The 25,005-nt window shown below is 67.7% G+C and carries 24 protein-coding genes and 1 tRNA gene; 21 read left to right on the forward strand and 4 right to left on the reverse strand.

The genetic code is table 11. The features are described from left to right. The first annotated feature begins 96 nt into the window (after nucleotides 1-96). From AC04ME_RS08865 to AC04ME_RS08900, 8 genes are all read left to right on the forward strand, one after another. Nucleotides 97-1,416, forward strand: a complete 1,320-nt coding sequence (locus tag AC04ME_RS08865) for an ABC transporter substrate-binding protein (RefSeq protein WP_042539583.1) — start codon at nucleotides 97-99, stop codon at nucleotides 1,414-1,416. 103 nt (nucleotides 1,417-1,519) lie between these two features. Next, nucleotides 1,520-2,659, forward strand: a complete 1,140-nt coding sequence (locus AC04ME_RS08870) for a carbohydrate ABC transporter permease (RefSeq protein ID WP_042539585.1) — start codon at nucleotides 1,520-1,522, stop codon at nucleotides 2,657-2,659. Next, nucleotides 2,656-3,615, forward strand: a complete 960-nt coding sequence (locus AC04ME_RS08875; protein ID WP_079113352.1) for a carbohydrate ABC transporter permease — start codon at nucleotides 2,656-2,658, stop codon at nucleotides 3,613-3,615. The genes AC04ME_RS08870 and AC04ME_RS08875 overlap by 4 nt, the downstream gene beginning before the upstream one ends. 89 nt (nucleotides 3,616-3,704) lie before the next feature. Further along, the gene (locus tag AC04ME_RS08880; protein ID WP_475434605.1) at nucleotides 3,705-5,081 is read left to right on the forward strand and encodes a cystathionine beta-synthase; all 1,377 of its coding nucleotides are present in this window, start codon (nucleotides 3,705-3,707) and stop codon (nucleotides 5,079-5,081) included. Nucleotides 5,082-5,136: 55 nt separating this feature from the next. Next, nucleotides 5,137-6,288 carry a cystathionine gamma-synthase gene (locus tag AC04ME_RS08885; RefSeq protein ID WP_475434606.1) on the forward strand — a complete coding sequence of 384 codons (1,152 nt, stop codon included), beginning with the start codon at nucleotides 5,137-5,139 and terminating at the stop codon, nucleotides 6,286-6,288. A 315-nt stretch (nucleotides 6,289-6,603) separates the two neighbouring features. Further along, complete coding sequence (locus AC04ME_RS08890; RefSeq protein ID WP_376708819.1) at nucleotides 6,604-7,968, forward strand: multidrug effflux MFS transporter; 1,365 nt, start codon at nucleotides 6,604-6,606, stop codon at nucleotides 7,966-7,968. Between the two features lie 30 nt (nucleotides 7,969-7,998). After that, a complete protein-coding gene (locus tag AC04ME_RS08895; RefSeq protein ID WP_079113349.1) occupies nucleotides 7,999-8,634 on the forward strand; it encodes a phosphatase PAP2 family protein in 636 nt (211 codons plus the stop codon). A 29-nt stretch (nucleotides 8,635-8,663) separates the two neighbouring features. Next, nucleotides 8,664-9,263: an N-acetyltransferase family protein gene (locus AC04ME_RS08900; RefSeq protein ID WP_475434608.1), complete on the forward strand. Its 600-nt coding sequence runs from the start codon at nucleotides 8,664-8,666 to the stop codon at nucleotides 9,261-9,263. A 198-nt stretch (nucleotides 9,264-9,461) separates the two neighbouring features. On the opposite strand, the gene AC04ME_RS08905 is transcribed toward AC04ME_RS08900, so the two are convergent. Continuing rightward, nucleotides 9,462-9,546, reverse strand: a tRNA-Ser gene (locus AC04ME_RS08905). A 223-nt stretch (nucleotides 9,547-9,769) separates the two neighbouring features. On the opposite strand from AC04ME_RS08905, the gene AC04ME_RS08910 reads away from it, so the two are divergent. The 13 genes from AC04ME_RS08910 (at nucleotide 9,770) to trhO (ending at nucleotide 20,427) form a co-directional block, all read left to right on the forward strand. Beyond that, a complete protein-coding gene (locus AC04ME_RS08910; protein WP_475434610.1) occupies nucleotides 9,770-10,648 on the forward strand; it encodes a hypothetical protein in 879 nt (292 codons plus the stop codon). A 143-nt stretch (nucleotides 10,649-10,791) separates the two neighbouring features. Then, the gene (gene mpaB / locus AC04ME_RS08915) at nucleotides 10,792-11,859 is read left to right on the forward strand and encodes a daptide biosynthesis RiPP recognition protein (RefSeq protein WP_475434612.1); all 1,068 of its coding nucleotides are present in this window, start codon (nucleotides 10,792-10,794) and stop codon (nucleotides 11,857-11,859) included. Next, on the forward strand, nucleotides 11,856-13,121 hold the full coding sequence (gene mpaD, locus AC04ME_RS08920; RefSeq protein WP_475434614.1) for a daptide-type RiPP biosynthesis aminotransferase: 1,266 nt from the start codon (nucleotides 11,856-11,858) through the stop codon (nucleotides 13,119-13,121). The genes mpaB and mpaD overlap by 4 nt, the downstream gene beginning before the upstream one ends. After that, nucleotides 13,111-14,259, forward strand: a complete 1,149-nt coding sequence (mpaC, locus tag AC04ME_RS08925; RefSeq protein WP_475434616.1) for a daptide-type RiPP biosynthesis dehydogenase — start codon at nucleotides 13,111-13,113, stop codon at nucleotides 14,257-14,259. Before mpaD ends, mpaC begins: the two co-directional genes overlap by 11 nt. Before the next feature lies 1 nt (nucleotide 14,260). After that, a complete protein-coding gene (mpaA1, locus tag AC04ME_RS08930; protein WP_257788257.1) occupies nucleotides 14,261-14,395 on the forward strand; it encodes an MpaA1 family daptide-type RiPP in 135 nt (44 codons plus the stop codon). A 40-nt stretch (nucleotides 14,396-14,435) separates the two neighbouring features. Beyond that, entirely contained in the window at nucleotides 14,436-14,561 is a 126-nt protein-coding gene (gene mpaA2 / locus AC04ME_RS08935; RefSeq protein WP_258184265.1) for an MpaA2 family daptide-type RiPP, read from the forward strand. Between the two features lie 36 nt (nucleotides 14,562-14,597). Continuing rightward, entirely contained in the window at nucleotides 14,598-14,726 is a 129-nt protein-coding gene (gene mpaA3 / locus AC04ME_RS08940) for an MpaA3 family daptide-type RiPP (protein WP_475434618.1), read from the forward strand. 66 nt (nucleotides 14,727-14,792) lie between these two features. Next, on the forward strand, nucleotides 14,793-15,620 hold the full coding sequence (mpaM, locus tag AC04ME_RS08945) for a daptide-type RiPP biosynthesis methyltransferase (protein ID WP_079113343.1): 828 nt from the start codon (nucleotides 14,793-14,795) through the stop codon (nucleotides 15,618-15,620). 28 nt (nucleotides 15,621-15,648) lie between these two features. Beyond that, nucleotides 15,649-17,304: a daptide biosynthesis intramembrane metalloprotease gene (gene mpaP / locus AC04ME_RS08950; protein WP_475434620.1), complete on the forward strand. Its 1,656-nt coding sequence runs from the start codon at nucleotides 15,649-15,651 to the stop codon at nucleotides 17,302-17,304. A 2-nt stretch (nucleotides 17,305-17,306) separates the two neighbouring features. Beyond that, nucleotides 17,307-18,023, forward strand: a complete 717-nt coding sequence (locus tag AC04ME_RS08955; RefSeq protein WP_079113341.1) for an ATP-binding cassette domain-containing protein — start codon at nucleotides 17,307-17,309, stop codon at nucleotides 18,021-18,023. Beyond that, entirely contained in the window at nucleotides 18,020-18,748 is a 729-nt protein-coding gene (locus AC04ME_RS08960; protein WP_475434622.1) for an ABC transporter permease, read from the forward strand. The genes AC04ME_RS08955 and AC04ME_RS08960 overlap by 4 nt, the downstream gene beginning before the upstream one ends. Beyond that, entirely contained in the window at nucleotides 18,745-19,479 is a 735-nt protein-coding gene (locus AC04ME_RS08965) for a hypothetical protein (RefSeq protein ID WP_475434624.1), read from the forward strand. The genes AC04ME_RS08960 and AC04ME_RS08965 overlap by 4 nt, the downstream gene beginning before the upstream one ends. Before the next feature lie 57 nt (nucleotides 19,480-19,536). After that, entirely contained in the window at nucleotides 19,537-20,427 is an 891-nt protein-coding gene (gene trhO, locus AC04ME_RS08970) for an oxygen-dependent tRNA uridine(34) hydroxylase TrhO (RefSeq protein WP_042539616.1), read from the forward strand. A gap of 40 nt (nucleotides 20,428-20,467) precedes the next feature. Here trhO and AC04ME_RS08975 read toward each other — a convergent pair whose 3' ends face one another. From AC04ME_RS08975 to AC04ME_RS08985, 3 genes are read right to left on the reverse strand one after another with little or no spacing between them, the layout of a single operon-like run. Further along, entirely contained in the window at nucleotides 20,468-22,723 is a 2,256-nt protein-coding gene (locus tag AC04ME_RS08975; RefSeq protein ID WP_475434626.1) for a transglutaminase TgpA family protein, read from the reverse strand. Then, complete coding sequence (locus AC04ME_RS08980) at nucleotides 22,710-23,921, reverse strand: DUF58 domain-containing protein (RefSeq protein ID WP_042539620.1); 1,212 nt, start codon at nucleotides 23,919-23,921, stop codon at nucleotides 22,710-22,712. The genes AC04ME_RS08975 and AC04ME_RS08980 overlap by 14 nt, the downstream gene beginning before the upstream one ends. Nucleotides 23,922-23,934: 13 nt before the next feature. Beyond that, the gene (locus tag AC04ME_RS08985; RefSeq protein ID WP_042539622.1) at nucleotides 23,935-24,924 is read right to left on the reverse strand and encodes an AAA family ATPase; all 990 of its coding nucleotides are present in this window, start codon (nucleotides 24,922-24,924) and stop codon (nucleotides 23,935-23,937) included. Nucleotides 24,925-25,005 lie beyond the last annotated feature (81 nt).

The following is a 25,005-nucleotide window of genomic DNA, read 5'->3' on the forward strand; positions in this document are numbered from 1 at the left end:
ACCCCGGTAGGTTGTCCTGGAATCGGTTCCCGATTCTGCGCCGAGGGGCGGCGCAGGATGACGTGGGAACCGTGAAACTCGAAGAGGAGAATTCACATGGGTCTGTCACAGCGTTCCCGGCGTTACGCGCCAATCGCACTGCTGGGAGTCGCGGGCATCGCGCTCGCCGGCTGTGGTGCTCCCGGCGGCACGGACGGCGGGGGAGAAGGCGGTGGTGGCGGCGATAACTCCGTCACGATCTACGGCACGATCGTCGAGGGAGAAGCGGAACTCCTCGCGGAGTCCTGGGCGGACTTCGAAGAAGAGAACGACATCGAGATCAAGTACGAGGGCAGCCAGGACTTCGAGACTCAGCTCGGAACGCGCGCACAGGGCGGCAACCCGCCCGACATCGCGATCTTCCCGCAGCCCGGACTCTTCGCGGACTACGCCGCCCGCGACTTCCTGAAGCCAGCACCCGAAGCGGTCGAGGCGAACGCGAAGGAGTACTGGACGCAGGGGTGGGTCGACTTCGGCACCTACGAGGACGAGTTCTACGGCGCACCGCTCATGGCGAGCGTCAAGGGCTGGGTCTGGTACTCGCCCAAGAAGTTCGCCGAATGGGGTGTCGAGGAGCCGACGAGTTGGGAAGAGCTGCTCACGCTCACTCAGAAGATCCAGGAGACGAGTGGCAAGGCTCCGTGGTGCGCCGGCTTCGAGTCGGGCGTCGCGACGGGTTGGCCCGGAACAGACTGGATCGAGGACCTCGTGCTCCGCAACGCCGGAGCAGATGTCTACGACCAGTGGGTCAAGAACGAGATCCCGTTCACCGACCCGCAGATCAAGGAGGCGTTCGACGCGACGGGTGAACTCCTGCTCAACCCGGCCTACGTCAACGGCGGCTTCGGTGACGTGCGCTCGATCAACTCGACCGCATTCGGTGATGTCGCCCCGGCAGTCGCCAGCGGCGAGTGCGCGCTGACCCACCAGGCGTCCTTCCTCTCGGGCTTCTTCCCCGAGGGCACGGACATCTCCGAGGAGGGCGACGTCTGGGCCTTCCTGCTTCCGAGCCAGAGCGAGGACGAGACGTTCATCACCGGTGGTGGCGAGATCGTCGGCGCGTTCAGCGACGACGAGGCGACGCAGAAGGTGCTGGAGTACCTCTCGAGCCCCGAGTGGGCGGACAGCCGTCTCGCGCTCGGCGGCGTGACCTCTGCGAACAAGGGCGTCGACATCGAAGCCGTCGAGAACCCGATCCTGCAGGAGTCGATCAAGCTGCTGCAGGACGACTCGGTGACGTTCCGCTTCGACGGATCCGACCAGATGCCCGGAGCCGTCGGCTCCGGAACCTTCTGGAAGGGCATGGTCGCCTGGATCAACGGGACCTCGACTGACGAGGTGCTGACCCAGATCGAGACCGGTTGGCCCTCCAGCTGATCGGATGAGGTGGGCCGCCCCGATGGGCGGCCCACCCTCTCGCACTCGGACCACGCATGGGCGCGCCGTCCGCTGATCAGCTCCGTCTCATGAAGGGGAATCCATGAACGCGACTGTGTTCTTCCAATGGATCGGGTCTCTGCCCCCGATCGTCCAAGCTCTCGCCGTCGTCCTCGCCTTCGCGGTGGTCGTCGTCGTCATCCTGCTGCTCGTCGACATCGCGCCGCGAAAGGGCGCGCTCTACACCGGCATTCGCCTCGCGATGTGCCTCCTCATCCCATTCGCGGTGATGTGGTTCTTCAACTCGTACTACTGGGCGATGGGAGTGGCAGTCGCCGTGGGAGCGCTGTTCTTCTTCCTCGACTACCGATCCCGCGACGGAGCGGGGTACCTGATCCAGCTCGTCGCCTTCATGGCGCCGGCGATGCTGCTGCTGGTGGCAGGACTGATCCTTCCGTCGATCCAGACCGTCTACGCGTCCTTCTGGAACTCGACCGGCAGCGACTTCGTCGGCTTCTCGAACTACCTCTGGATCTTCACGCAGTCCGACGGCGTCACCTCGGTGGTGAACACGATCGTCTGGGTGCTGCTGGTTCCGACGCTCTCGACGATGGTCGGTCTGGCCTACGCGGTCTTCATCGACAAGACCCGCGGCGAGAAGATCTACAAGCTGCTGGTCTTCATGCCGATGGCGATCTCGTTCGTCGGCGCGAGCATCATCTGGCGTTTCGTGTATGCCTATCGCGGTCCGGAGTTCGAGCAGATCGGTCTGCTCAACCAGATCCTGGTCTGGTTCGGCGGAGAGCCGCAGCAGTTCCTGCTGAACGGTCCGTGGAACAACCTGGCGCTCATCGTCGTGCTGATCTGGGTGCAGACCGGGTTCGCGATGGTCGTCCTCTCGGCATCCATCAAGGGCGTGCCCACCGAGCTTCTCGAAGCGGCCGAGCTTGACGGCGCGAACGCCTGGGAGCGATTCCGCTCGGTGACGATCCCGTCGATCCGACCGGCGCTGATCGTCGTGCTGACCACGATCTCGATCGCCTCGCTGAAGGTGTTCGACATCGTGCGAACCATGACCGGTGGCAACTACGGCACATCCGTGCTCGCGAACGAGATGTACACGCAGTTCTCCAAGTTCGAGGCGGGTCGCAGCGCTGCGCTCTCCGTCATCCTGTTCATCCTGGTGCTCCCGATCGTCATCTACAACGCGCGCCAGATCAAGAAGCAGCGGGAGATCCGATGACCGACACCGTGAACTCAGACACCGGCCAGAGCACCAGGGCGATCACGACCGCCGGACGCTTCGAAGCGTCGGCAGGCCGTGCACGCAAGCGGCTCAGCCGCCCGTGGGCGACGGTCGCATCGATCGTCATCGCCGTGGTGTGGACCATCCCGACGCTCGGACTGTTCATCTCGTCGTTCCGTGAGAGGGATGCGATCGAGACCACCGGGTGGTGGACGTTCTTCACCAATCCACAGTTCACCATCGACAACTACGTGGCGGTGCTGCAGTCGGGCACCACGCAGCTGACGATCCTGGAGTCCTTCTTCAACTCGATCGTGATCACGATCCCGGCCACGCTCATCCCGCTGATGATCGCGGCGATGGCGGCGTACGCGTTCTCGTGGATCGACTTCAAGGGACGCAACGCGCTGTTCATCTTCGTGTTCGCACTGCAGATCGTGCCGATCCAGATGGCGCTGGTGCCGCTGCTGTCATCGTTCTCGCGGGGGATCAACCTGTTCGGCGTGCAGGTGACGCAGGGACTCGACGCCTCCGGCGGCTATGCGCAGGTGTGGATCGCCCACACCATGTTCGCGCTGCCGCTGGCGATCTACCTGCTGCACAACTTCATGTCGGAGATCCCCGGCGAGATCATCGAAGCCGCGCGCGTCGACGGTGCATCCCGCGGCCAGATCTTCTTCCGGATCGTGCTGCCGCTGACGATGCCGGCGATCGCGTCGGTGGCGATCTTCCAGTTCCTGTGGGTGTGGAACGACCTGCTCGTCGCCCTGGTGTTCGCCGACGGCGCCGCCTCGCCGATCACCAAGGTGCTCGCCGAGATCACCGGCCGCGGTGAGGGCTGGTACCTCCTGACTGCAGGTGCGTTCGTGTCGATCATCGTCCCGCTGATCGTGTTCTTCTCGCTCCAGCGGTACTTCGTGCGAGGACTCCTGGCGGGGTCCACGAAGGGCTGATCGGGTCGGTACGAGAGGTCGAGCACACGATGCCGCGATCGGGCGCAACACAGCCCCGGTCGCGGCATCGTCGCACGTACGCTGTGAACATGAAGTACGCAGACTCCATCGTCGATCTCGTCGGCGACACGCCCCTCGTGAAGCTCCAGCACGTCACCGAGGGCGTCGCGTGCACCGTGCTGGTGAAGCTGGAGTACCTCAACCCCGGCGGTTCCGCGAAGGATCGCATCGCCTCGAGGATCATCGATGCCGCCGAGGCCTCGGGCGACCTGAAGCCGGGCGGCACCATCGTGGAGCCCACGAGCGGGAACACCGGCGTCGGCCTCGCACTGGTCGCCCAGCAGCGCGGATACAAGTGCGTCTTCGTGCTGCCCGACAAGGTCGGGGAGGACAAGATCGACGTGCTGCGGGCATACGGTGCCGAGGTGGTCGTGACGCCGACCTCGGTCGCGGCAGAGAGCCCGGAGTCGTACTACAGCGTCAGCGATCGGCTCGCCCGCGAGATCCCCGGGGCGTTCAAGCCGAACCAGTACGAGAATCCGAACGGACCCCGCAGCCACTACGAGACCACCGGTCCCGAGATCTGGCGCGACACCGACGGACTGATCACGCACTTCGTCGCCGGCGTCGGCACCGGGGGCACGATCACGGGCACCGGTCGCTATCTGCGTGAGGTGTCGGAAGATCGCGTGCGCATCGTGGGAGTCGACCCGGTGGGCAGCGTCTACAGCGGTGGCACGGGACGCCCGTATCTGGTCGAGGGGGTCGGCGAGGACATCTGGCCCGGCGCCTACGATCCGAGGGTTCCGCATGAGATCGTCGCGGTCGACGATGCGGAGTCGTTCGCGATGACCCGGCGACTCGCGCGTGAAGAGGGAATCCTCGTCGGCGGCTCGAGCGGCATGGCCGTGGTCGGCGCGCTGCGGGTCGCTCGCGACCTGCCGGCGGATGCCGTGATGGTGGTGCTGCTGCCGGACGGCGGACGCGGCTACCTCAGCAAGATCTTCAACGACGGCTGGATGCGCTCCTACGGCTTCAGCGAGGTCGAGGAGGGCGAGACGGTGGCCGACGTGCTGGCCGCCCGCACCGCCCGGCTGGGGGAGGGGATCCCCGATCTGGTGCACGCGCACCCGACCGACACCGTGCTCGAGGCCATCGGCATGATGACCGAGTACGACGTCTCGCAGCTGGTGGTGCTGAGCGCGGAGCCGCCCGTGATGATGGGCGAGGTCGTCGGCACGGTCGACGAGAAGGGTCTGCTCGACCTGCTGTTCCGCGGCGACGCCAAACCGGCGGATGCCGTGGGAGCACACGTGGGGGAGCGGCTGCCGCTTCTCGGCATCCATGCCCCTCTCGCGCAGGCGAGGGCCGCTCTGGCCGACGCCGACGCGCTGCTCGTCACGCTCGACGGCAAGCCGCACACCGTGCTCACCCGGCAGGATCTGCTCTCGTACCTCTCGCGCTGACGCCCGGCGTAACAGGGCCAGCCGACCTCCCCGGGGCGGACGTAGGCTGAGGAGCATGTCAGAGCATGCCTTCGCCACCCGAGCCATCCACGCCGGTCAGGCACCCGACCCGACCACGGGGTCGATCATCCCGCCGATCTATCAGGCGTCCACCCATGTGCAGGACGGCATCGGCGGGTTCCGCGACGGCTACGAGTACAACCGCGCAGGCAACCCGACGCGCTCCTCGCTCGAGACGCAGCTCGCGGCGCTCGAGGGCGGCGCGAACGCCCTGTCGTTCGCCTCGGGGCTCGCAGCAGAGGACGCGCTGCTGCGCGGCATCCTGAAGCCCGGCGACCATGTCGTGCTCGGCAACGACGTCTACGGCGGCACCTACCGCCTGTTCGCCCGCGTACTCGCACCGTGGGGGATCGAGTTCTCGACGGTCGAACTGTCCGACGTCGACGCGGTGCGCGCGGCGATCCGCCCCGAGACGAAGATCGTCTGGGTCGAGACACCCAGCAACCCGCTGCTGAAGATCGTCGACATCGCGCTCGTCGCCGAGATCGCGCACGCCGCCGGTGCCATCGCGGTCGTCGACAACACCTTCGCCTCTCCGGCACTGCAGCAGCCGCTCTCGCTCGGCGCCGACCTCGTCGTGCACTCCACGACGAAGTATCTCGGCGGACACTCCGACGTCCTCGGCGGCGCGGTGGTGTTCGGAGACGACCGCTTCTTCGAGCAGGTCAAGTTCCAGCAGTTCGCCGTGGGCGCGGTCTCTGCCCCGCTCGACGCCTGGCTCACGACCCGCGGCATCAAGACGCTCGCGGTGCGGGTGCGCCAGCACTCCGAGAACGCACAGGCCATCGCCGAGTGGGCCACGGCGCGCCCCGAGTTCGCGACCGTGTACTACCCGGGGCTCGCCTCGCACCCGGGGCACGACATCGCCGCAGAGCAGATGAGCGGCTTCGGCGGGATGCTGTCGCTCGGACTGTCGGCGGGTGCGGATGCCGCCAAGGCGTTCGCCGAGTCGACCGAGCTCTTCCAGCTCGCCGAGTCCCTCGGCGGCGTCGAGTCGCTGATCGGCTATCCGCCGGACATGACCCACGCCTCGGTGAGAGGAACCGCGCTCGCCGTGCCCGAGAACGTGGTGCGCCTGTCGGTGGGCATCGAGGGCGTCGACGACCTCATCGCCGATCTCGAGCAGGGACTCGCGCGCCTCCGCTGATCGCAGGTCGTCGGTCGTCGGTCGGCGGTCGGAGGTCTGTCCGCCGGGTCCGCCGTCCGCCGAGGTCGGCGGTCGCGGGGCGCGGATCACCATGCGGGCGCTGGCTCAGAAGACGAATGCATGCGGAGACCGCGCGTTTCGGCATCCATCCGTCCTCGCGGCATGCGGGTGTGCGCCGGCGGGCTGTAACATGGACTCTTCGCCCGATTCGAATCGATTCGACAGCGTTCGCCGATTCGGTGGCCCTTGCGACGCGAACACATCCTTCGAGCGCCCCCTCCTCGAACACGCCCCTAGAACTCCGGAAGGACCGTCGTGCCCGACGCTCCACGCACTGATTCCATCTCGACGACCCCCGCGCCCGAGCGGACGGCGACGGGCAGCATCCGCATCCCGTCGGCGACGGGGGCGATCCGCACCCTCGGGTCGAACCCCGCCACGGCCCCGATCATGCTGCACCCCGGCGACTCGATCTCGAACGGCCGCCGCGCACTGTACATCGTGCTGCTCGGTGCTCTCACCGCGCTCGGACCCTTCACGATCGACCTGTACCTGCCTGCCTTCCCGGTGCTCGAGCAGGACTTCGAGACCACGGCCGCCGCCATCCAGTTGACCCTGACCGGCACGATGATCGGGTTCGCACTGGGCCAGCTCGTGGTGGGCCCGCTCAGCGACAAGGTGGGTCGGCGCATTCCGCTGATCATCGTGACCGCGCTTCATGTGCTGGCCAGCGTCGCCGCCGCATACGCCCCGACCCTTCCGCTGCTCAGCGGCGCCCGCGTGCTCATGGGAGTGGGAGCCGCCGCAGGTGGCGTCGTCGCGATGGCGATCGTGCGCGATCTGTTCGGCGGTCGTCGTCTGGTCGTGATGCTGTCGCGCCTCGCTCTGGTCTCGGGCGTCGCGCCCGTGATCGCTCCGCTGATCGGGTCGTGGCTGCTCACGTTCATGCCGTGGCGGGGCATCTTCGTCGTGCTCGCCCTCTACGGCGTGGTGATGCTGGTGTCGACCGTGGTGTTCGTGCCCGAGACGCTGCCGATCGCGCGTCGCCAGGAGAAGGGCGGCGCGACCGTCCTGCAGCGCTACCGCTCGGTGTTCTCCGACCGTGTCTTCATCGGCGTGCTGATCATCGGCGGCATGACCTTCTCCGGCCTGTTCTCCTATCTGTCGGCATCGCCGTTCCTGTTCCAGCAGACCCACGGGCTGGATGCGCAGCAGTACGGCCTGCTGTTCGCGGTCAATTCGCTCGGCGTCGTCGCCGGCGTCCAGACCGCCTCGCGACTCGCCGCACGATTCGGCCCGCAATGGGTGATGGCGTACTCCACAGCCGTGCTGCTGCTCGCCGGTATCGCCATCATCGTGACCGACCAGCTCGGGCTCGGCCTCTGGGGCACGGTCATCCCACTGTTCGTCTTCATGACGGCCTGCGGCTTCACCTTCCCGAACGTGCAGGTGCTCGCGCTCGACCGCCACGGCAAGGCGGCAGGCACTGCGGCGTCGGTCATCGGCGCCACGAACTTCGGCGTCGCGGGACTCGTCTCGCCGGTCGTCGGATGGATCTCGCACGGCACCGGAATCACCGCCACGAGCATGGCATCGGTCATGGTCGGATGCGCCGCGATCGGCATCCTTTCGCTGTGGCTGATCGTGCGACCGCGGACTGTCGGCATGCTGGCTCCCTGATTTTCAGCTTCCGACCGGCAGAATGGTTCGATGAGATCACGAACGCTGCTGTGGTGGGGAACAGGGATGCTCGTCGCGGCGACGCTCCTCGGAGCGGCGATAGTGTTCGGGTACACCGAGCCGCCAGGGTTCGACACCTGGTGGAATGACACGATCAGCGCGTCGCGCTCCGACTGGATGCTGTCGTTCGCATTGCTGCTCGATCACATCGGCGGCGGCTGGGTCGCGATCCTCCTCGTGCCCCTGCTGGTGATCATCGCGCTCCTGATCGCGCGCCGATGGCAGGCGGCCGTGTTCGCCGCCGTGGCGTTCCTCGTGAGCGCCGGTGCGGTGCAGCTGCTCAAGCACCTGTTCGGCCGGGCGCGTCCGGAGGACATGATCGTGGCGAGCGACTTCGGTTCATTCCCTTCAGGGCATGCGGCGAACGCAGCGACGATCGCGATGGTGCTGTGGCTCGTGTTCCCGCGGGTGTGGACCGCGATTCTCGGCATAGCGTGGGTCGTCGCGATGGCGGTCTCGCGCACCCTGCTATCGGTGCACTGGGCCACCGACACGCTCGGCGGCGCACTGGTCGGGGCCGGCGTCGTGCTGGTGCTCGGAGCGTGGCTGCTGCCGTGGGTGACGGGGTCGCGGCGAGACGATCCGGCGGTCACCTCGGTAGGCTGACAGCCCACCCCACTCATCGAGGAGCAGCAGTGTCCCGCATCCGTCCGTATCGACCGTCCGACCGCGATGCCCTCTACGAGGTGTGCGTGAGGACAGCGGATGCCGGGGCGGACGCGACCGGCCGGTTCTCCGATGACTCGCTCTGGGGCGACCTGTTCGCGGTGCCCTATGCGGAGAGGCACCCCGACCTCGCCTGGGTCGTCGAGACCGACGACGAGCGGGTGATCGGCTACATCGTGGCGACCGACGACACGGACGCCTTCGCGACCTGGTTCCGCGACGAGTGGTGGCCGACGCGGCAGGACCGGTATCCGCAGCCCGTCGAGCCGACGACCCGCGAAGAGCGGATGATCGAGCACGGCTACGCGCAAGCGCCCGGACGCAACGGCAATGCCGCGGAGTACCCCGCCCACCTGCACATCGACCTGCTGCCCGAGACGCAGGGGCAGGGACTGGGACGACAGCTCATCGAGACGCTGTTCGCCGAGTTGACCCGCCGCGGAGTGCGCGGGCTGCACCTGGGTATGGACCCGAACAACACCGGTGCCGCCGCCTTCTACGAGCGCCTCGGCCTGACGCCCCTGCCTGCAGAGCCGGGCGGACAGAGCTTCGGAGTGCGCTTCGTCTGATCTGCAGATGGGCGGACGCGTGCTGTGCGCGCTTCCGCCCGAGGGGACGAACTCCGCCTGACGGGGTGCGGATCTCGGGGTGGATGCCGGTGACGGCGGGACTCCGGTGCTCGCTGCGCTCGCTCCTCCCCGAATCCCCGGTGCTCGATGGAAGCACGAAGGGCCCCCGCTGGCGCGGGGACCCTTCGTGCTTTTCGGCGGTGACGGCGGGATTCGAACCCGCGGTTGCTTGCACAACACACGCTTTCCAAGCGTGCTCCTTCGGCCGCTCGGACACGTCACCAGGGAACAACCTGAACAGTCTATCCGATCGCGCGGACGGCCCCGACCAGGCGTCTCGGATGCCGGTGCTGCCGCCATCGCGCGGGATTCCGTTGAACCGATATGCGATGTGTCTTCGTCTTGCGCTCGCACCGACGCCCTTCTTAGCCTCGGGAGTGGACGCAATGTCGTCATATGAAATCACTCCTGCGTCGATCGGGCGCTACTGTCCCGGAAGGTACTAGATGACGACTGTCGAAACCACGGCCGCGCCCGGCTCGGCTCTGCGCGTGGCACTGCGCACTGCTCACTCCCGGTCGCTCGCAGACCTCGGACTCAATGCGATCGGTCGCGCCCGCTTCGGGTGGCGCGATCGGTCGATCGGCTCGGTGGTCGAACGCGCGGGTGGGCGGTATTGGCTGCGCGTCGTCTGGTCTGCCAGAGATCGGGCGCGTGGTTCCTGGTGGACCGGCAATCGGGACGCCTCGCAGATCGACGGGGTCGCGAAGCCGCGCCTGCTCGAGGTGCGGGCGTGGGAGGAAGGGCCACTCGTGTATCGCGCCGAACTCATGACCCTGCTGCCCGGGCGAGCGTGCGCGACGGACGCCGTGCTCGCAGGAGCGCCTGCGCTCGACGAGTCGTGGTGGGGAGAGCTGGAGCGCAACCTCGAAGCCCTGTCGGATGCGAGGACGGATCGGATGGTGCTCGACCCTGAGATCATGCGCCGGCGGATCAGCGTCTTCTTCGGCATCGAGATGGACATCGACTCGGATGATTGGGTGCCGAGCCACGGCGACCTGCACTGGAACAACATCCACCGCGATCCGTTCGCGATCGCCGACTGGGAGGCGTGGGGCCTCGCGCCGCGCGGTTACGACGCCGCGTTTCTGCTCGGTCACTCGCTGGCAGTGCCGCACGTCGCCGATCAGATCGCCCGACGCTTCCGGCGCGACCTGGAGTCGGAAGGCGGCATCGTGTCGCAGCTGTACGTGATGACGAAGCTGCTGACCCGTGCCGACGCAGGGGAGCACGAGCATCTCGTCCCCGCGCTCCATCGCCATGTGGGGCGCCTTCTCGGCACCAGGGTTCCCCCGGGCCGAAGGTCGTCGTCGAGCACCACCTGAGGCCGCCTCCGCGGGCGGAAACCGAGCTCTGACTTCGCATTTCTCATCCTAAATGGAAAATATTGCAGCACATTTGATGAATATATAGCCTCATATGAGGACGCGCCGATGCCCGAAAGGCATCCCGACATTTCTGGGGAGAAATGCACATCAGCACGAGTGAGGCATCGCGGAAGAGGCACGAACCGGAGCTCGTCGGGGCACGGGCGCTCCGTGAATGGATCACCGGTGAGCAGGAGCAGTACTCGCGGGTGTTCCTCGTCGAGAGCGGCGCCTCAGCGGAGACAGTCGCCGCGGTGGCCCGCGAAGACGACGCGGTTCTGCTGCACGCGCAGAGCGGCCCCTATGACGGACCGGCCGATGCCATTCGCTTCACGGGTGCGCTGAGTGAGGTCGGTGACGAGCTGTTCTTCGGCGAACGCGGCGTCGAGCTCCAGGACTACGTCGCTGCGGCGTTCGTGCAGATCATCGGACCCACAACGGTGGGCTTCTTCGACGAGACCGGTTGGCAGTCGTTCCTCGACGACGCCGATCTCGCTCGTCGCACGGGAGTCTTCCCGTCGTCATTGATCGACCCGCGGGTGCTGCTCGCGAACCGCCGCGCGCTTGCGGCACCGGGCGAACTCGCGACTCCGAGCGCGATCAGGGTGGGCTCGGACGGTCGGATCAGCGTCGGTCTGCAGGGCGAGGTCATCGGCGAGGTCGACGAGCTGGCGACCGTGATCGAGTCCCGCTTGCCTCGGGCTGTGGCGCTAGGAGGCATGGTGCCCAGACAGGCACTCATCGAGGGCCTGACCGGCCGCGGCTGGATCGGTCGCTATCTGCACGCGACGGACCTCATCACGATGCTCCGCTTGGCGAACGGCGTCGAGAAGATCTCGGGATTCGGCTGGTCGTTCGTCGATGATGCCCGCGCCGACGCCGAACCGTCGGCCTCGGATCCGTTCCTGCTCGAGACCTCAGACGGCTTCGTGCTCGCCGACGTGACGACGTTGCGTCGGCAGCTGCTGTCGCCGATGACAGCCAAGGTCGTCGATGCCACTCAGACCTCGAGCACACCTGAGATCGCGGTCGATCGATTGGCTCGGGAGTGCGGCTTGTCCGAGTCTGACGCGAACGCCCTGTGCCGCGACGCTGCCACCGCACTCAACATCCATTTCGGCACACGGGCCCACGCGTCACGCCACACGGCTTCGGGCAGCGGGCGATGAGTGTTCCGCACGCGTTGTGGACGTCGATGCTCCCCGCAGACGCCACCTTCACGCAAGAACGGGTCGCTGTCAGGGCCGCCGGAAATCGCATCGAGTTCGCGGACGGATCCACACGCCTCAGCGCGACGAGCGGACTGTGGAACGTTCCTCTCGGTTTCGGAAATCGTGCGGTCGCTGACGCCGTCAGCAGAGCGACGCACGACGCCTCGTACCTGACCCTGTTCCGCGCACCGCATCGATACGCCGAGGTCGCGGCCGAAGCGCTGATCGAACTTGCCGACCCCAGCCGGTACAGCCGTGTCATCTTCTGCACGTCGGGCGGGGCAGCGAACGACTCCGCGATGAAACTCGCACGGCAGTACTGGGCGCAGCAAGGAGCCGCGTCGCGTTCGCTGGTCGTGGGTCTGAAAGGCAGCTATCACGGCACGATGTACGGCAGCCACGCACTGAGCGGAGACGACCTCCTGCAATCCGTCTACTCCGTCGACCGGAGGTCGGTGCGGCATGTGTCTCACAGCGATGACGGAGAGGAGCTGGAGGCGCTGCTGAAGCGGGAAGGCTCCAGGGTCGCGTCAGTGGTCGTGGAGCCCGTCCTGGGCAGCGGCGCGCACCCGTTGTCCGACGCTTTCATATCCCGGATCCTCGACCTGCGAGAGGAATACGGCTTCCTGATCGTCGCGGACGAGGTCGCGACGGGCTTCGGACGCACCGGCACGATGTTCGCCACAGATGAGTGGGCTGCCCCGCCAGACGTGCTCGTTCTGTCGAAAGCGCTGACGAACGGCGCAACGGGCGCCGCTGCGCTGCTGGTGGGCGCTCGCGTGGCGTCCGAGTTCGTGCGCGGCGGCTGGACCTTCGTCCATGGCGAGACGCAGGCGGGGACGCCGGCGTGTGCGGCTGCCATCGTCGCGGTGATCGAAGAGCTGCGCCGTATCGACGTGGAGTCGACCACGCGAGCGCTGGCGGCAGACCTGTGGCACCTGGCGACTCGGCTGAAGTCCGACGGGGTCGTCGCTGAGGTGACAGGGCGGGGGTGCTTCGTGGGGCTGACCCTTCGCAACCAGGATGCGAGTCAGCTCACCGGCGCCGAAGTTCTCCGTGTCGTGGCCGCCATCGCGGAGAAGGGTGTGCTCGTGCAGCCCGGCCCCAGCGCCATCGAACTGATGCCGGCATACGGGTTCAGCGCGACTGAACTTCTCGAGATCGATTCGGCTGTGCGCGCCGGCGTCGCGCAGGTGCAGGAGCATCAGCGTGAGCTCTGAGTTCGCCGGTCGGGTTCCGACGCTCTGGCACGGGCGCGGCATCACGCGGCAGACGACCACGCGGCTCACCGCCGATCGCGAGACCCTCGTGATCGCGGATTCGTCGGTCGCAACACACGTCGTCGACGTCGACCGTTCGGCCAGAACCATCGAGGTGGACGCTCACTCCATGACCGTCGCAGTTGTCGTCGGGATAGCGCAGGAGATCGCTCGTCGGCCCCCGAGCGTGATCGTGGCCGTCGGCGGCGGGAGCATTCTCGATGCCACCAAAATCGTATCGCTCTCGCTCGCCCCGGGGCGAACCTTCGACTTCGCCGTCGAACGCGCGTCGAGGTCGGCGTTGACATTCCTGCCGGATGCCCGGCCGGCCGTGGACGTCGTGGCGGTGCCCACGACGCTCGGTACCTCGTCGGAGACGAACAGCGTCGGCATCCTCAAGCACGAAAGAGGTTATCGGCTCATCGTCGGGCGCTCCCTGAGACCCCGACACGCCATCATCGATCCCTGCAATCTGATGACCCTCACGCCGGCCTCGGTCAGGGAGGGCGCACTCGAGGCGTTCCTCCGTCTCGCAGGCGCATCCACGAGCTCACGGCGAAGTGCCAGAGGGCGACGCGACGCGGTCGTGATCGGAGGCGCCCTTCTCGAAACGGCCTCCGGCGAGGTGAATGCCGCCGCCTCACGCCTGCGTCTCGCCCGTCTGAGCGCGGCGACTCAGCGCAGCGGGGCGCTGAGAGGGCAGGATCCCTACAGCGCCCGCCACTGGTATGTGGCCAACGAAGTCGCCTTCGCTCTAGAGGTTCGCAAGATGGTCGCCACGGTTGCGGTCATCGCGGCGGTCTGGCGTCGAGTGTGCTCGGGAGACCCGCGGTGGGGAGATCGCGAGAGCCTCGAAGAGTTCTGGACGGGTGTAGCCGGGCGGGTGGCACTGCCCCTCGACCCCCCAGCGGGTATCGCCGCGCTCATCGACCGCTGGGGGATCCCGACTCCGCCACGGCCCACCGCCCAGACGATCCATCGCATCTCCGCCGCCGCGGAAACGGCGTGGGGAAACCGCTACCCGATGCTCGCGGGGCTCTTCGCGGACGACATCTGCGATCTGCTCCGTGATTCCTACTGGAGCGAAGGAGGTGAATGAGATGAACGAAAGCGTGCACACGAGTGTCCAGTTCCAAGAGCTGGAGGGAATGGATGCCCCCAGTTGGGAGAGCTTCTATCAGGGCGCGATCAGTGCGCTGGTGCTGATCGGGATCGGCGCTGCCGCAGCGACGTGATCCTGTCGAGCAGACAAGACGAAAGGGGAGGGAGGTGAGTATGCACGCAGCAATGCCGACCCTCGAGTTCACCGAACTGGAGGCCATGGAGGCGCCGGATGACGCCCTTGATTGGACCCGCGGATTCGCCGTCGGCGTGATCATCGGAATCATCGCGCTGACATAGAAACCGCCTTCGCAAGGCATACCGAGGAGGTAGCAGATGCAGACGGAGTCGCTCGAGTTCGTGGAGCTCGACCACATCGATGCACCACTCGAATGGTGGGAGCACGCGAGCTACATCATCGCCATCATCGCCATCATCGGCGGTGCGGCAGCGATCGCGACCTGACCGAAGGGGTGCGGGTGGGTTCGACGCGCCCGCACCCCGTTTTCCCCGCTGAGAGGTGATGCGTGAATGTCCAGTTCTCTTACTGAAGCCGTAGTGGCGAGGCTCCGCACGGTCGGAGCGGTGCCCAAGGAGCAGGATCTGTATTCGGGTGCCGGCACTGATTTCTACGACCGGCTGGTCGGGTCCGACCGTGCGGAGATCAGAGAGATGCTCGCGCTCGCGAGAGGAACCGAAGGACCGATCCTCGATGTGGCGGCGGGGAGTGGGAGGTTGACCGTCCCGCTGGTCAGATCGGGCAAGCGGGTGACCGCGATCGATCTTTCCGACGACATGCTCTCCCGTCTGCGTCGGACGCTGCCGGACCACGCGACGCTCGAGTGCGTCGTCGCGGACATGCGCGACTTCTCGCTGCCGCAGCAGTTCGGGCTCGTGATCATCGGAGCGACCTCCATCACGTTGCTCGATCGTGTGGGGCGGTCCCTCCTCTACGCCACTGTGCGACGCCACCTCACAGCTCACGGCGTCTTCGCCTTCACGGTTGCCGGAAACGCCTCCGCGGAGAGCTTCTCTGTGTCGACAGACTGCGAGATCGAGGTCCCCGGTCCTGACGGCGCGGAGACCTATGTGTTCTCTCAGCAGGTGGAAGAGGATGGCGCGGCGCGCATCGTCAACTGGGTTCGCGTCGCCGACCTGGTGGAGGGCGGCGACGTGACAGTTCTCACGAGCCGTCTGAGAGTGCTCGACCACGTGCTCCTCTCGCGAGAGCTCGTTCACGCGGGGTTCGCCGTTCCGGCCGTCTCTCCCGTTCGGACGCTCGGCGGAGAGGACATCGTTCTGCTCACCACGACATTCGCGGGACACTCGGGGGCGAGGGATGACGATGCCTCCCGGTAGCCTCCCTCGACGCCGACAGTCTCACTCGGTGGAAGACGCGCTCAGTGCCGACGCGCGCCCTCGCCTCGCCTCCGGAGTCGACTTCGAACAGGCGGCCGAAGACGGGACGTGGATCGCGATGATCCACGGTGTGCCGTCATCGAGGGTCTCTCGAGCGGTCGTCGACCTGATGCGAGCGATGAACGGCGAAACGGCGCTACAGGATCTGCACCGGCGCTTCGCCCCTTCCGAGTCGTGGGAGCTCTTTCTGCAACTGGCTCAGCGCTTCCACACCTGTGGGCTCCTCGAGGGCGGCGAGAAGCTCCCACCCGGCCGCCTGGTCTATCGGCCCCCATTCACTCTGCAGATCGCGACGCTTCGCGCGCCCGCCATCTTCGGTCGTCTGGACCGACTGATCGTCCCGCTCCCACGCCGAGCGATGCAGGTGTCCGCTGCGGTGCTGATCTGTCTGGGACTTCTCGCCGCAGTTGCTCAGGCGGAGGAGCTGTGGGACGCCCTCACCTCGCCGGTGCCGCTCATCGCACTGGTGTATCTCGTCGGAGCGCTCTCGCTCATGACCCTGCTCCACGAGAGCGCCCACGGACTCACGCTCACGAGGTTCGGAGGCAGACCGCGCCGGGCGGGCTTCATGCTCTTCTACCTGAGTCCCGCGTTCTTCGTGGACGTGACGGACGGATGGCGGCTCCCCGAACGCCGCCAGCGCGTCGCGATCGCGCTGGCAGGGCCTGCGGTGCACGCTGTCGTCGGCGCGACCGCGCTTCTCGCGGCGCTGATGCTCCGTCACCCCTTGACCCACCAGGCAGTGCTGCTCCTCGCCGTCTCCTGCGGCGCCATCGTTCTCCTCAATCTGATCCCCTTCGTGCGGTTCGACGGGTACATCGCGCTCATGAGCGCTCTGGACGAGCCGAACCTCCGGGGCCGCGCGATCCTCGACGGCTCGAACTTCCTGACCGGTCTGCTGTTCGGAGCTCAGCGGATGACCAAGACCCTGAACACGTGGTGGAGTGTGCCGTTCGGTCTCGCGAGTCTCGTCACCCCGGCCGTGCTGGTGGTCTTCGCCGTCGCACGCATAGCTCGAGCGCTTGCCGGCGGTGGACCGGTCCTCGGCGTGCTCGTCGTCGCGCTCGAGGCCGTCGTCGCGCTCGCCGGCGTCGTGCTTCTCAGCAAGGCCCTTCGTCGCGTGCTGCGGTCGGGTGTCGCGCGGCTCCGTTTCTGTTCCGTCGTCACCGCACTGGTCGCGGGCATCGTGATCGCCGGGGCCGTGATTCCCGTGCCGGTGACAGCCACGTTCGGATTCGTCGCACACGGCGACCGTGTGATCCTTCTGCATGCCGGCGAAACCGCGGCGGCAGTCGAGACAGACGTGCCTGAGGGTGCGCGTGTGGTCCTGATGAGCAACGGCATCCTCGCGAACGAGCAGGTCGGTAGAGGAACTGTCATGTCGCGGGAGCCGGAGCCGACGCGTGTGCCGCTCGAGGCGCTGTTCCCGATCACGGCGGACGGTGCGACGGTCGCCGCAGTGATCATCGCCGGGGTGGACGTGATCGGAGAGAGCCGCTCCCTGCCTGCGACCGGGCAGGCGCGAGTCGAACTCGGTGTGAGAAGTCTGTGGCAGACGCTCTGGGTGACCGGTGTGGAGATGCCACTGTCATCTCTTCAGAGCGGAGAGGTGGGAAAGGAATGAGCATGAACGATCACGCGATCGAGGTTCGAGGACTCACGAAGAAGTACGGAGATCGGGCCGCAGTCGAAGAGCTGTCGTTCGCCGTGCCGTACGGGTCGATCGTGGGTCTTCTGGGGCCGAACGGCGCAGGCAAATCGACGACGCTGCGAACGATCGTCGGCCTGCTGAGGCCGACGATGGGCGACAGCCTCATCGACGGCAGGCCGTTCTCGGAGCTCGACAACCCCGCGTCTCACGTCGGCGTCCACATGGACGGCTTCGGATTCGAGGGCGGCATCACGGCCAGGCGGCATCTGGAGATCTGCCGGCTCGCGGCCGGGGCGCCTCGTGGCCGAGTCGACGAGGTGCTCGAGGAGGTCGGTCTCGCGGCAGATGCCCGTCGCCGCGTGAAGACCTTCTCGACCGGGATGACCCAGCGACTCGGGCTGGCTGCTGCCCTCATCGGCTCGCCACGGACACTCATCCTGGACGAGCCGGCCAACGGGCTCGATCCCGACGGCATCCGCTGGCTCCGCAGATTCCTGCGCGGCTATTCGGAACGCGGCGGCACCGTCCTGATCGCCAGCCACCAGCTCGCTGAGCTCGAGCAGGTCGTCGACGAGGTCGTCGTCATCAAGCGGCGCGCGCTCTTCGCCGGGAGGCTCGGCGACCTCGTGACGAGCGACGCCGACTCGCTCGAGAGCAAGTACTTCGATCTCGTTGAAGGAGCATCCGCATGAAGGACACCGTCCGAAGCGAAGCCCTGCGCTCGGTGAGCGGGTCGTCCATCCTGGCGGTCTACCTGGTGGCCGTCCTGATGCCCGTCTTCGTGCTGTTCTCGGACGGTTCGCGCTTCGACCTCGCCGGCCTCGATCCTGCGACGGCCACCGCCCTGCTTCTGGAGCCGCTCGCCTGGTCGGCCGTCTCCGCGGCGTTCGTCGGCGCCTACGGCGTCACCCGCGAGTGCTACTACGGCTCGATGGACAGAACGCTCACCGGGGTCGGGTTCGCTCGTGCCTTCTCGGGGAAGATCGTCGCCGGTGCCGTCGTCGCGGTCGCGCTGTCGCTCTGCATCTTCGTGGTCTGGACGGTGGGCGTCTCCGTCTTCCTGGCTCGGAACGGATCGACGCTCGCGCTCACCGGCAGCGCGTGGCGCATCTACGCGGGCGCGCTCGCCGGGGTGGTTCTCGGCGCATTCATCGGTGGGGCCATCGGCTGGATCACCAGGAACTACTACGTGACCGCAGCGATCGTCCTCGTCCTTCCCATGGTCGTGGAGTTCGCCTTGCTGCGCACTGCGCCGGAGCTGGCGAAGTTCTCGCCCGGGCTGGTTCTGGCCGCGCTGGGCGTTCCCGGATACCAGGACCGACTGCTCGAGTTCGGTCCCGCCCTCTGCCTCGCGCTCGCGTGGGCTGTCGTGCTGGTCGCCGCAGCATGGGGCATGGGGCGAAGGAAGGTCGCGTGATCGGCCGGGCCCTCCGAGCTCACGCCCGCGGCTTCGCGCGCGATGTCGTGCTGTTCTGGGTGACGGTGGCAGGGCTCGTGCTGTCGCTTTCGGTGGCGACGAACATCCCGCCGGAACTCGCGGATGCACCGCCTGACGTCCGAGCCGCTTTCGCGGCGCCGTACGAAGCGGTGCTCGCGACCTATGGAGCAGTTCTCGCGGCCGCCTACGGTTCTTTCCGATACACCGTCGACAGGCGAGACGGCGTCGTCGCTCAGCGTCTGATGCTGCAGCCTCGGTGGGCGACTCTTCTCGTCAGGGTGCCTGCCTCCGCCGTCGGCGGAGCGATCGTGGCTCTCGCTGGAGCCGTGGGCGGACGCGCAGCGCTGTCGGTGGCCATGGGGGGTCTTCCGCAGGAGTGGTCCTCGCTCGGATCGACGCTGGGTCTCGGCGCACTGGCCGGACTCTGGGGGCTGGGGGTGGGAATCGTCGTGCAGGCCCATCTCGTCGCTCTGTTCGTTGCTCCGATGTCCATGAGCGTGGCGGTTCTCGTGGTGATCTTCTGGAGATCCGGCGCTGTCTACCTCCCTCTCCTCGCGATGCTCGAAGCCTTGCGGTTCGATGTCTCCGCGCTCGGCATCCTGCCGGACGAGGGGATCGACAGCCAGACGGCTGGGCTGGTGACGGCCGCCTGGGTGCTGGGGGCGCTGGTCGCTGCGGGGCTGTCGTTCATGAACCGCGATGTGAAGTAGCAGTCCCGAGCCGCCCCGCGAGGGCGGGCGGTCAGGTGGCCGACGTAAAATCGCCGGGTGGCAACACCCAAGATCGTTCTCTTCTATGTCTTCACCCCGCTCGCCGATCCGGACGCGATCCGGGTGTGGCAGCGCGACCTCGGCGAAGCGCTCGGGCTGCGTGGCCGGCTCCTGATCTCGAAGGACGGAGTCAACGGCACTCTCGGCGGTGACCTGCCGGCGCTCAAGAAATGGGCGCGTTCGTTCCGGTCCTATGCTCCGTTCTCGGACGCGGACATCAAGTGGAGCGAGGGCACCGGCGTCGACGCCGATGGTCGCAGTCTCGACTTTCCCAAGCTGAGCGTCAAAGTGCGCGACGAGATCGTGTCGTTCGGAGCGCCGGGCGAGCTGCGCGTCGATGAGCAGGGCGTCGTCGGCGGCGGCACCCGACTCACCCCTGAGGAACTGCACGACCTGGTGGGCGAGCGGGGTGACGACGTCGTCTTCTTCGACGGCCGCAACGCGCTCGAAGCGCAGATCGGCCGCTTCCGGGGAGCCGTCGTTCCCGACACAGAGACCACACGCGACTTCGTGCAGCTGCTCGACTCCGGTGCTTTCGACGACCTCAAGGGCAAGCCGGTCGTCACCTACTGCACAGGCGGCATCCGCTGTGAGGTGCTCTCCAGCCTGATGACCGCGCGCGGATTCGGCGAGGTGTACCAGCTCGAAGGCGGCATCGTCCGCTACGGCGAGCAGTACGGCGACGACGGCCTGTGGGAGGGCTCGCTCTACGTGTTCGACAAGCGCGGATCCGTCGACTTCACGGATCACGCGGCCGTCATCGGCGAGTGCGCCGGCTGCGGCACGGCGACCAAGCGCACGGCGAACTGCCCCGATCTGGCGTGCCGCACCCAGTTCGTGGTCTGCGAATCGTGCGACACCGTGCGCTGCGACCTGCACGCGGCCTGATCTCATCGCGTGCGCCCTCGCCGGGCCGCGACGCGCGAGCTCAGGTGAGCAGCGGCACGTCGGTGCGTCGGCTCGCGAAGAGCGATCGCGGAAGCAGGAACGCGTGCAGTCTCGTCCACCTGTCGACACTGCGGCGCAGCTGAGCCGTCACCTCGACGAGAGCCGCGTCGAGATCTCGCATCGCGCTCGCCGAGGGGCGCGCGTAGCTGGCGTGCTCGACCGCTTCGACGAGGACTCGCATGGCGTCGGCATCCACCCGGCTGTCTCTGATGAGATCGTCGCCGCGCATGCGCGGCGTCTCGGCATCCGACAGCGGCAGGCGGAGATCCTGCATGGTCGCCCGGAGTTCGGTCCAGGCCGCCCCTGCGTCACCGCCTCGTGCGCGTCCGCGCCGGGCGATGCGCAGTGCGAGACGAGCGAATGCGGGCAGCAGCAGCACCACCAGCACGCCGAGCGTCGTCAGCACGACAGGGGTCGGGTCCAGTCGCCGGAGCTCTCCGGTCGCCCCGGCGTTGTCGCCCGCGTCTTCACGCTCGAGCTCGGGCCCCGACGTCTGCTCGGTGCTGGGGGCGGCGGTCGGAGCCGGTGTGGCAGCACCGCCCGAACCGCCGCCTGCGGTCGCCGCGGCGGAGAAGGACGTGGGCACCCCGAGAGAGGCGGTCGGCTCGAAGGGCACCCATCCGACGCCGGGGAAGAGGACCTCGGGCCACGAGTGCAGCTGGTCGCTGGAGACCGAGTACACGGCTTCGTCGCCGCGCGTGGTCTCGGTCAGGGCGCCGGGCAGGTAGCCGACGACGATGCGCACCTCCATGTCGAGGCTCTCCGCCATGAGCGCGAACGCGCCGGCGAAGTGGATGCAGTACCCCGACTTCACGTCGAGGAACCGCGCGACCGCGTCCGCGCCGGTGCCGTCGAAACCCTCATCGACCGGGGTCTCCAGGGAGTAGGAGAACTGACTGCGGAACCACGACTGCAGTGCGATCAGCCGGTCGTAGTCGTTCGTGGCGTCAGCGGTGACGCCTGCCGCCGTCTCGCCGATGACCTCAGGCAGCTCCACGGGCTCCGTGCCGGGATCGACGATCGGTGCAGCGGCGGGCAGCGCGCGAATCTGCTCGAGGGTCGGTGACACCTCGAGCGACCGCACCGTGTAGTCGTTGCCGACGGCATCCGCGCTGCGAGATGCCAGAGTGCGGTTCTCCGGGCTCACCCTCCAGGTCGAGGGGAGACCCTGCACGCTCGTGGCGGGGTAGGGCACCGGAAGCCAGGAACTCGACATCCGGATCACCCTGATGGAGGTGTTCTGGTCGGTGGTCGCGATGTCGTCCGTCCACTCGGCGGGGCCGAACCCCTCGCTCTGCGCCTGCAGGTCGCCGCGATCCGGCTCCCACACACGTCCGTTGAACGTCGACAGCGTCGTGAGTCGCAGGTAGGGCGCCGTGTCCGCCGTCGTCGCCAACGTGAGCACCTCGACCGGGTTCGGCTGGCGCAGGTCATCGCCGAGCCGCAGTGACGCATCGACCGTGACGCCCGTGCCTGTGCCCGCGAGGCTTGCCGACACCGGCAGGACCGGTGCGACGATCACGGTCGCCGCGAGCGCCGCGACGCCGACGCCCGCGGCCACCGCCGCCGATGTGCGTCGGGGCGATTCGGGGTTCTGAGCCGCCGTGTACCCCAGCAGGGCGAGGATCAGGATGCCGAGAATCACGAACCAGACGACGTTGACTCCGCCGAGGGTGACGATCATCGGCACGGATCCGACGACGGCCGTGAGAAGGCTGGCGAGGATCGCTCCGCGCTGTGCGACCAGCTGGTCGAGCAGGATGGCGACGATGCCGAAGCCCACGCCCATCACGGCTTCGAGTCCGGGGGAGGCGGCGATCGGCGCAGAGCCGAACGTGATCTCCTCCCACGCCGCGGCCGCGAGCGCCTGGAATGTGAACAAGGTCGCGTCGGTGGGGATGAGGCCGAACACCGCGGTGTCGCCGGCGACGAGCAGGGTCACGGTGCCTATCACCGCCACGATCTGCACGGCGATGGTGACGAGGTCGCGCGCCCAGGTCGGACGGCCGCGCGTCAGAGTGCGCGACGCCATGCCGGTGAGCGCGGTGACGACGACCACCGCCAGGACCGCGAACGACCACGTGCCGGGCTCGATGACCGACGTGAACGGCCACATCGCGACGAGCCCGGCGGCCGCGGCCAGCACCGACGGCACGACCGTGCCGGCCGGCAGCTCGTGTTCGCGGTGCCACGACAGGCGGGATCCGCGCTCGGCCTTTCGCTCAGCTCGTGACATCGGTCGCCCCCCGCTGCTCGGCGGGGCCGCCGATGCGGTCGGGCAGCACGTCTTCCCACGCCTCTGCGACATCGTCGCCCAGTCGCGCGAAACGCCAGCCGTGCTGCTCGGCTGCCGCTGCGGCACCGCGCTGCGGCGCGGTCGCGAACAGCATCGGGGCCGCGGCACCGGAGGGACGCAGCAGGGCGGCATCCTCTTCGTCGATCTCGCCCGTGATGTAGACGAGCGGACCGGGAGGGGTGCCGCCGACCAGGGTCATGATGTCGCGTGCGTCCCCGCGCGGGCCGACCAGCGCGAGGGCGACGAGCAGACCGTCGCGGTCGTCTTCGTGACCGCGCAGGGTGCCCAGGAGCGTGCCGCTGCTGTCGATCACGTCGACGCCGTATCCCTCCTGCACGAGGTGCACGGCGACGGAGGCGCACATCGACACGGCGGTCTCGAACGCTCGATCCTCGTCGTCACCGGGGCGTGCCCAGCGCGCCGCGCTTCGGTCAAGGATCACGAGCGCGTCGGGGCTCGACTCCTCCTCTTCCTGGCGCACCATCAGCTGCCCGCGGTGCGCGGTCGCCCTCCAATGGATGCGACGCATCGAGTCGCCGGGAATGTAGCGGCGCGGCGACAGATTGTCGCTGCCCTGCCCGAGTCGGCTCGACGAGGTGTGCGCTGTGCCGCCGGCGGCGCCGACCTTGACGGTCAGCGGTGCGAGTGTGAACACCTCGGGCACGACCGTCACGGAGCGGGTCTCGCCGAATGCCTGCTCGCGCTGGGCGAGGCCGAACGGGTCGACCGTTCGCAGCACCAGTGGACCGATCGGCCATACACCGCGCCGCACACCGGTGATCAGGTAGCTCAGCTGGCCGGTCTCCGACGGGTACTCGCCGGCCGAATCGCCGGTGACCGCGGGCGGGAGCACATCGCGCCAGAGACCTCGCGGCACGCGCAGGGCGCGCAGCGTGAAGCGCAGCGTGACGCGAGAGGTCTCCGAGACCGTCAGCAGGTCGGTCGAGATCTGACGAGTGACCGTGCCCGCACGGCGCGGCACCCGCACGACGAGCACCGAGAAGGCGGTGAGCGCGAGCAGGAGGACGCCGATGTAGAGCAGGATCGGCGCGCCGACCATGTTCGCCGCTATCAGGCAGCCGAGACCGGAGAGGAGCGCACCCGTGCCCCGAAGGGTGAGGGTTCGACGGTGTGGCATGGCGAGCTGAGGGTCAGGAGCGCGCCGTCACGGGCACCCGCACGCGCTCGACGATCTGTCGCAGGGCCGCTTCTACCGGCTGGGCGCCCGCACGGTGCGCCCCGCGGGCCGGAAGAAGACGGTGCGCGAGAACAGGGACGATCAGCGCCGTCACGTCGTCGGGGATCACGAAGTCGCGTCCATCGAGCGCCGCCCAGACCTTCGCGGCTCGGATCAGCTGCAGGGTCGCCCTCGGACTCGCGCCGAGGTGCAGGTTGGGGTCGGCGCGGGTCGCCTGGGCGAGAGCGACCGTGTACTCCTCGAGCGCCGGGGCGACGTGCACCGAGCGAGCCCAGGCGATCAGCCCCGAGACCGACCCCGCGTTCGCGACGGCTCGCACCGCGGCGAGCGGGTTCACCGTGTCGCGCTGGCGGAGCATGAGGGCTTCGGCCGCCGCGTCGGGGTAGCCCATCGAGATGCGCATCATGAAGCGGTCGCGCTGAGCTTCGGGCAGCGCGTAGGTGCCCTCCATCTCTAGAGGATTCTGGGTCGCCACGACCAGGAAGGGGTTGGGAAGCATGTGCGTCGATCCGTCGACGGTCACCTGCCCCTCTTCCATGGCTTCGAGCAGCGCGGACTGCGTCTTCGGAGAAGAGCGGTTGATCTCGTCGGCGATCACGATGTGCGCGAACACCGCGCCGCGCTTGAACTCGAACTCCCGGTCGACGGGGTTGTAGACGCTCACGCCCGTCACATCACCGGGGAGGAGGTCGGGGGTGAACTGGATGCGGCGCACAGTGGCATCCACGCTCGCGGCCAGCGCGCGCGCCAGCACCGTCTTGCCGACTCCCGGTACGTCTTCGATCAGCAGGTGGCCCTCTGCGAGCAGGCACACGAGAGCGCTCCGCACGGCATCCGGCTTTCCGTCGATGACCCGTCCGACAGACTCGACGATGGCAGACGTCTGCGCGGCGAACTGCTCGGCATCGACGACGGCCGGGGTCAGGGGCGGGTTCTCTGGCATGCGTTCCCTCTCGCGTGGGCGCTGCGGTGCGCGTGATCTGATCGTAACCCGGCTGTCTACGGATGGGGTGGGAACCGTGCT

The organism is Microbacterium sp. LjRoot205 (assembly GCF_056175745.1).

What these genes read in the sequence shown, in the direction of transcription:
- AC04ME_RS08865 (WP_042539583.1), top strand. Translation starts at nt 97, where the DNA reads ATGGGTCTGTCACAGCGTTCCCGGCGTTACGCGCCAATCGCACTGCTG.
- AC04ME_RS08870 (WP_042539585.1), top strand. Translation starts at nt 1,520, where the DNA reads ATGAACGCGACTGTGTTCTTCCAATGGATCGGGTCTCTGCCCCCGATC.
- AC04ME_RS08875 (WP_079113352.1), top strand. Translation starts at nt 2,656, where the DNA reads ATGACCGACACCGTGAACTCAGACACCGGCCAGAGCACCAGGGCGATC.
- AC04ME_RS08880 (WP_475434605.1), top strand. Translation starts at nt 3,705, where the DNA reads ATGAAGTACGCAGACTCCATCGTCGATCTCGTCGGCGACACGCCCCTC.
- AC04ME_RS08885 (WP_475434606.1), top strand. Translation starts at nt 5,137, where the DNA reads ATGTCAGAGCATGCCTTCGCCACCCGAGCCATCCACGCCGGTCAGGCA.
- AC04ME_RS08895 (WP_079113349.1), top strand. Translation starts at nt 7,999, where the DNA reads ATGAGATCACGAACGCTGCTGTGGTGGGGAACAGGGATGCTCGTCGCG.
- AC04ME_RS08910 (WP_475434610.1), top strand. Translation starts at nt 9,770, where the DNA reads ATGACGACTGTCGAAACCACGGCCGCGCCCGGCTCGGCTCTGCGCGTG.
- mpaB (WP_475434612.1), top strand. Translation starts at nt 10,792, where the DNA reads ATGCACATCAGCACGAGTGAGGCATCGCGGAAGAGGCACGAACCGGAG.
- mpaD (WP_475434614.1), top strand. Translation starts at nt 11,856, where the DNA reads ATGAGTGTTCCGCACGCGTTGTGGACGTCGATGCTCCCCGCAGACGCC.
- mpaA1 (WP_257788257.1), top strand. Translation starts at nt 14,261, where the DNA reads ATGAACGAAAGCGTGCACACGAGTGTCCAGTTCCAAGAGCTGGAGGGA.
- mpaA2 (WP_258184265.1), top strand. Translation starts at nt 14,436, where the DNA reads ATGCACGCAGCAATGCCGACCCTCGAGTTCACCGAACTGGAGGCCATG.
- mpaA3 (WP_475434618.1), top strand. Translation starts at nt 14,598, where the DNA reads ATGCAGACGGAGTCGCTCGAGTTCGTGGAGCTCGACCACATCGATGCA.
- mpaM (WP_079113343.1), top strand. Translation starts at nt 14,793, where the DNA reads ATGTCCAGTTCTCTTACTGAAGCCGTAGTGGCGAGGCTCCGCACGGTC.
- AC04ME_RS08955 (WP_079113341.1), top strand. Translation starts at nt 17,307, where the DNA reads ATGAACGATCACGCGATCGAGGTTCGAGGACTCACGAAGAAGTACGGA.
- AC04ME_RS08960 (WP_475434622.1), top strand. Translation starts at nt 18,020, where the DNA reads ATGAAGGACACCGTCCGAAGCGAAGCCCTGCGCTCGGTGAGCGGGTCG.
- AC04ME_RS08975 (WP_475434626.1), bottom strand. Translation starts at nt 22,723, where the DNA reads ATGTCACGAGCTGAGCGAAAGGCCGAGCGCGGATCCCGCCTGTCGTGG.
- AC04ME_RS08980 (WP_042539620.1), bottom strand. Translation starts at nt 23,921, where the DNA reads ATGCCACACCGTCGAACCCTCACCCTTCGGGGCACGGGTGCGCTCCTC.
- AC04ME_RS08985 (WP_042539622.1), bottom strand. Translation starts at nt 24,924, where the DNA reads ATGCCAGAGAACCCGCCCCTGACCCCGGCCGTCGTCGATGCCGAGCAG.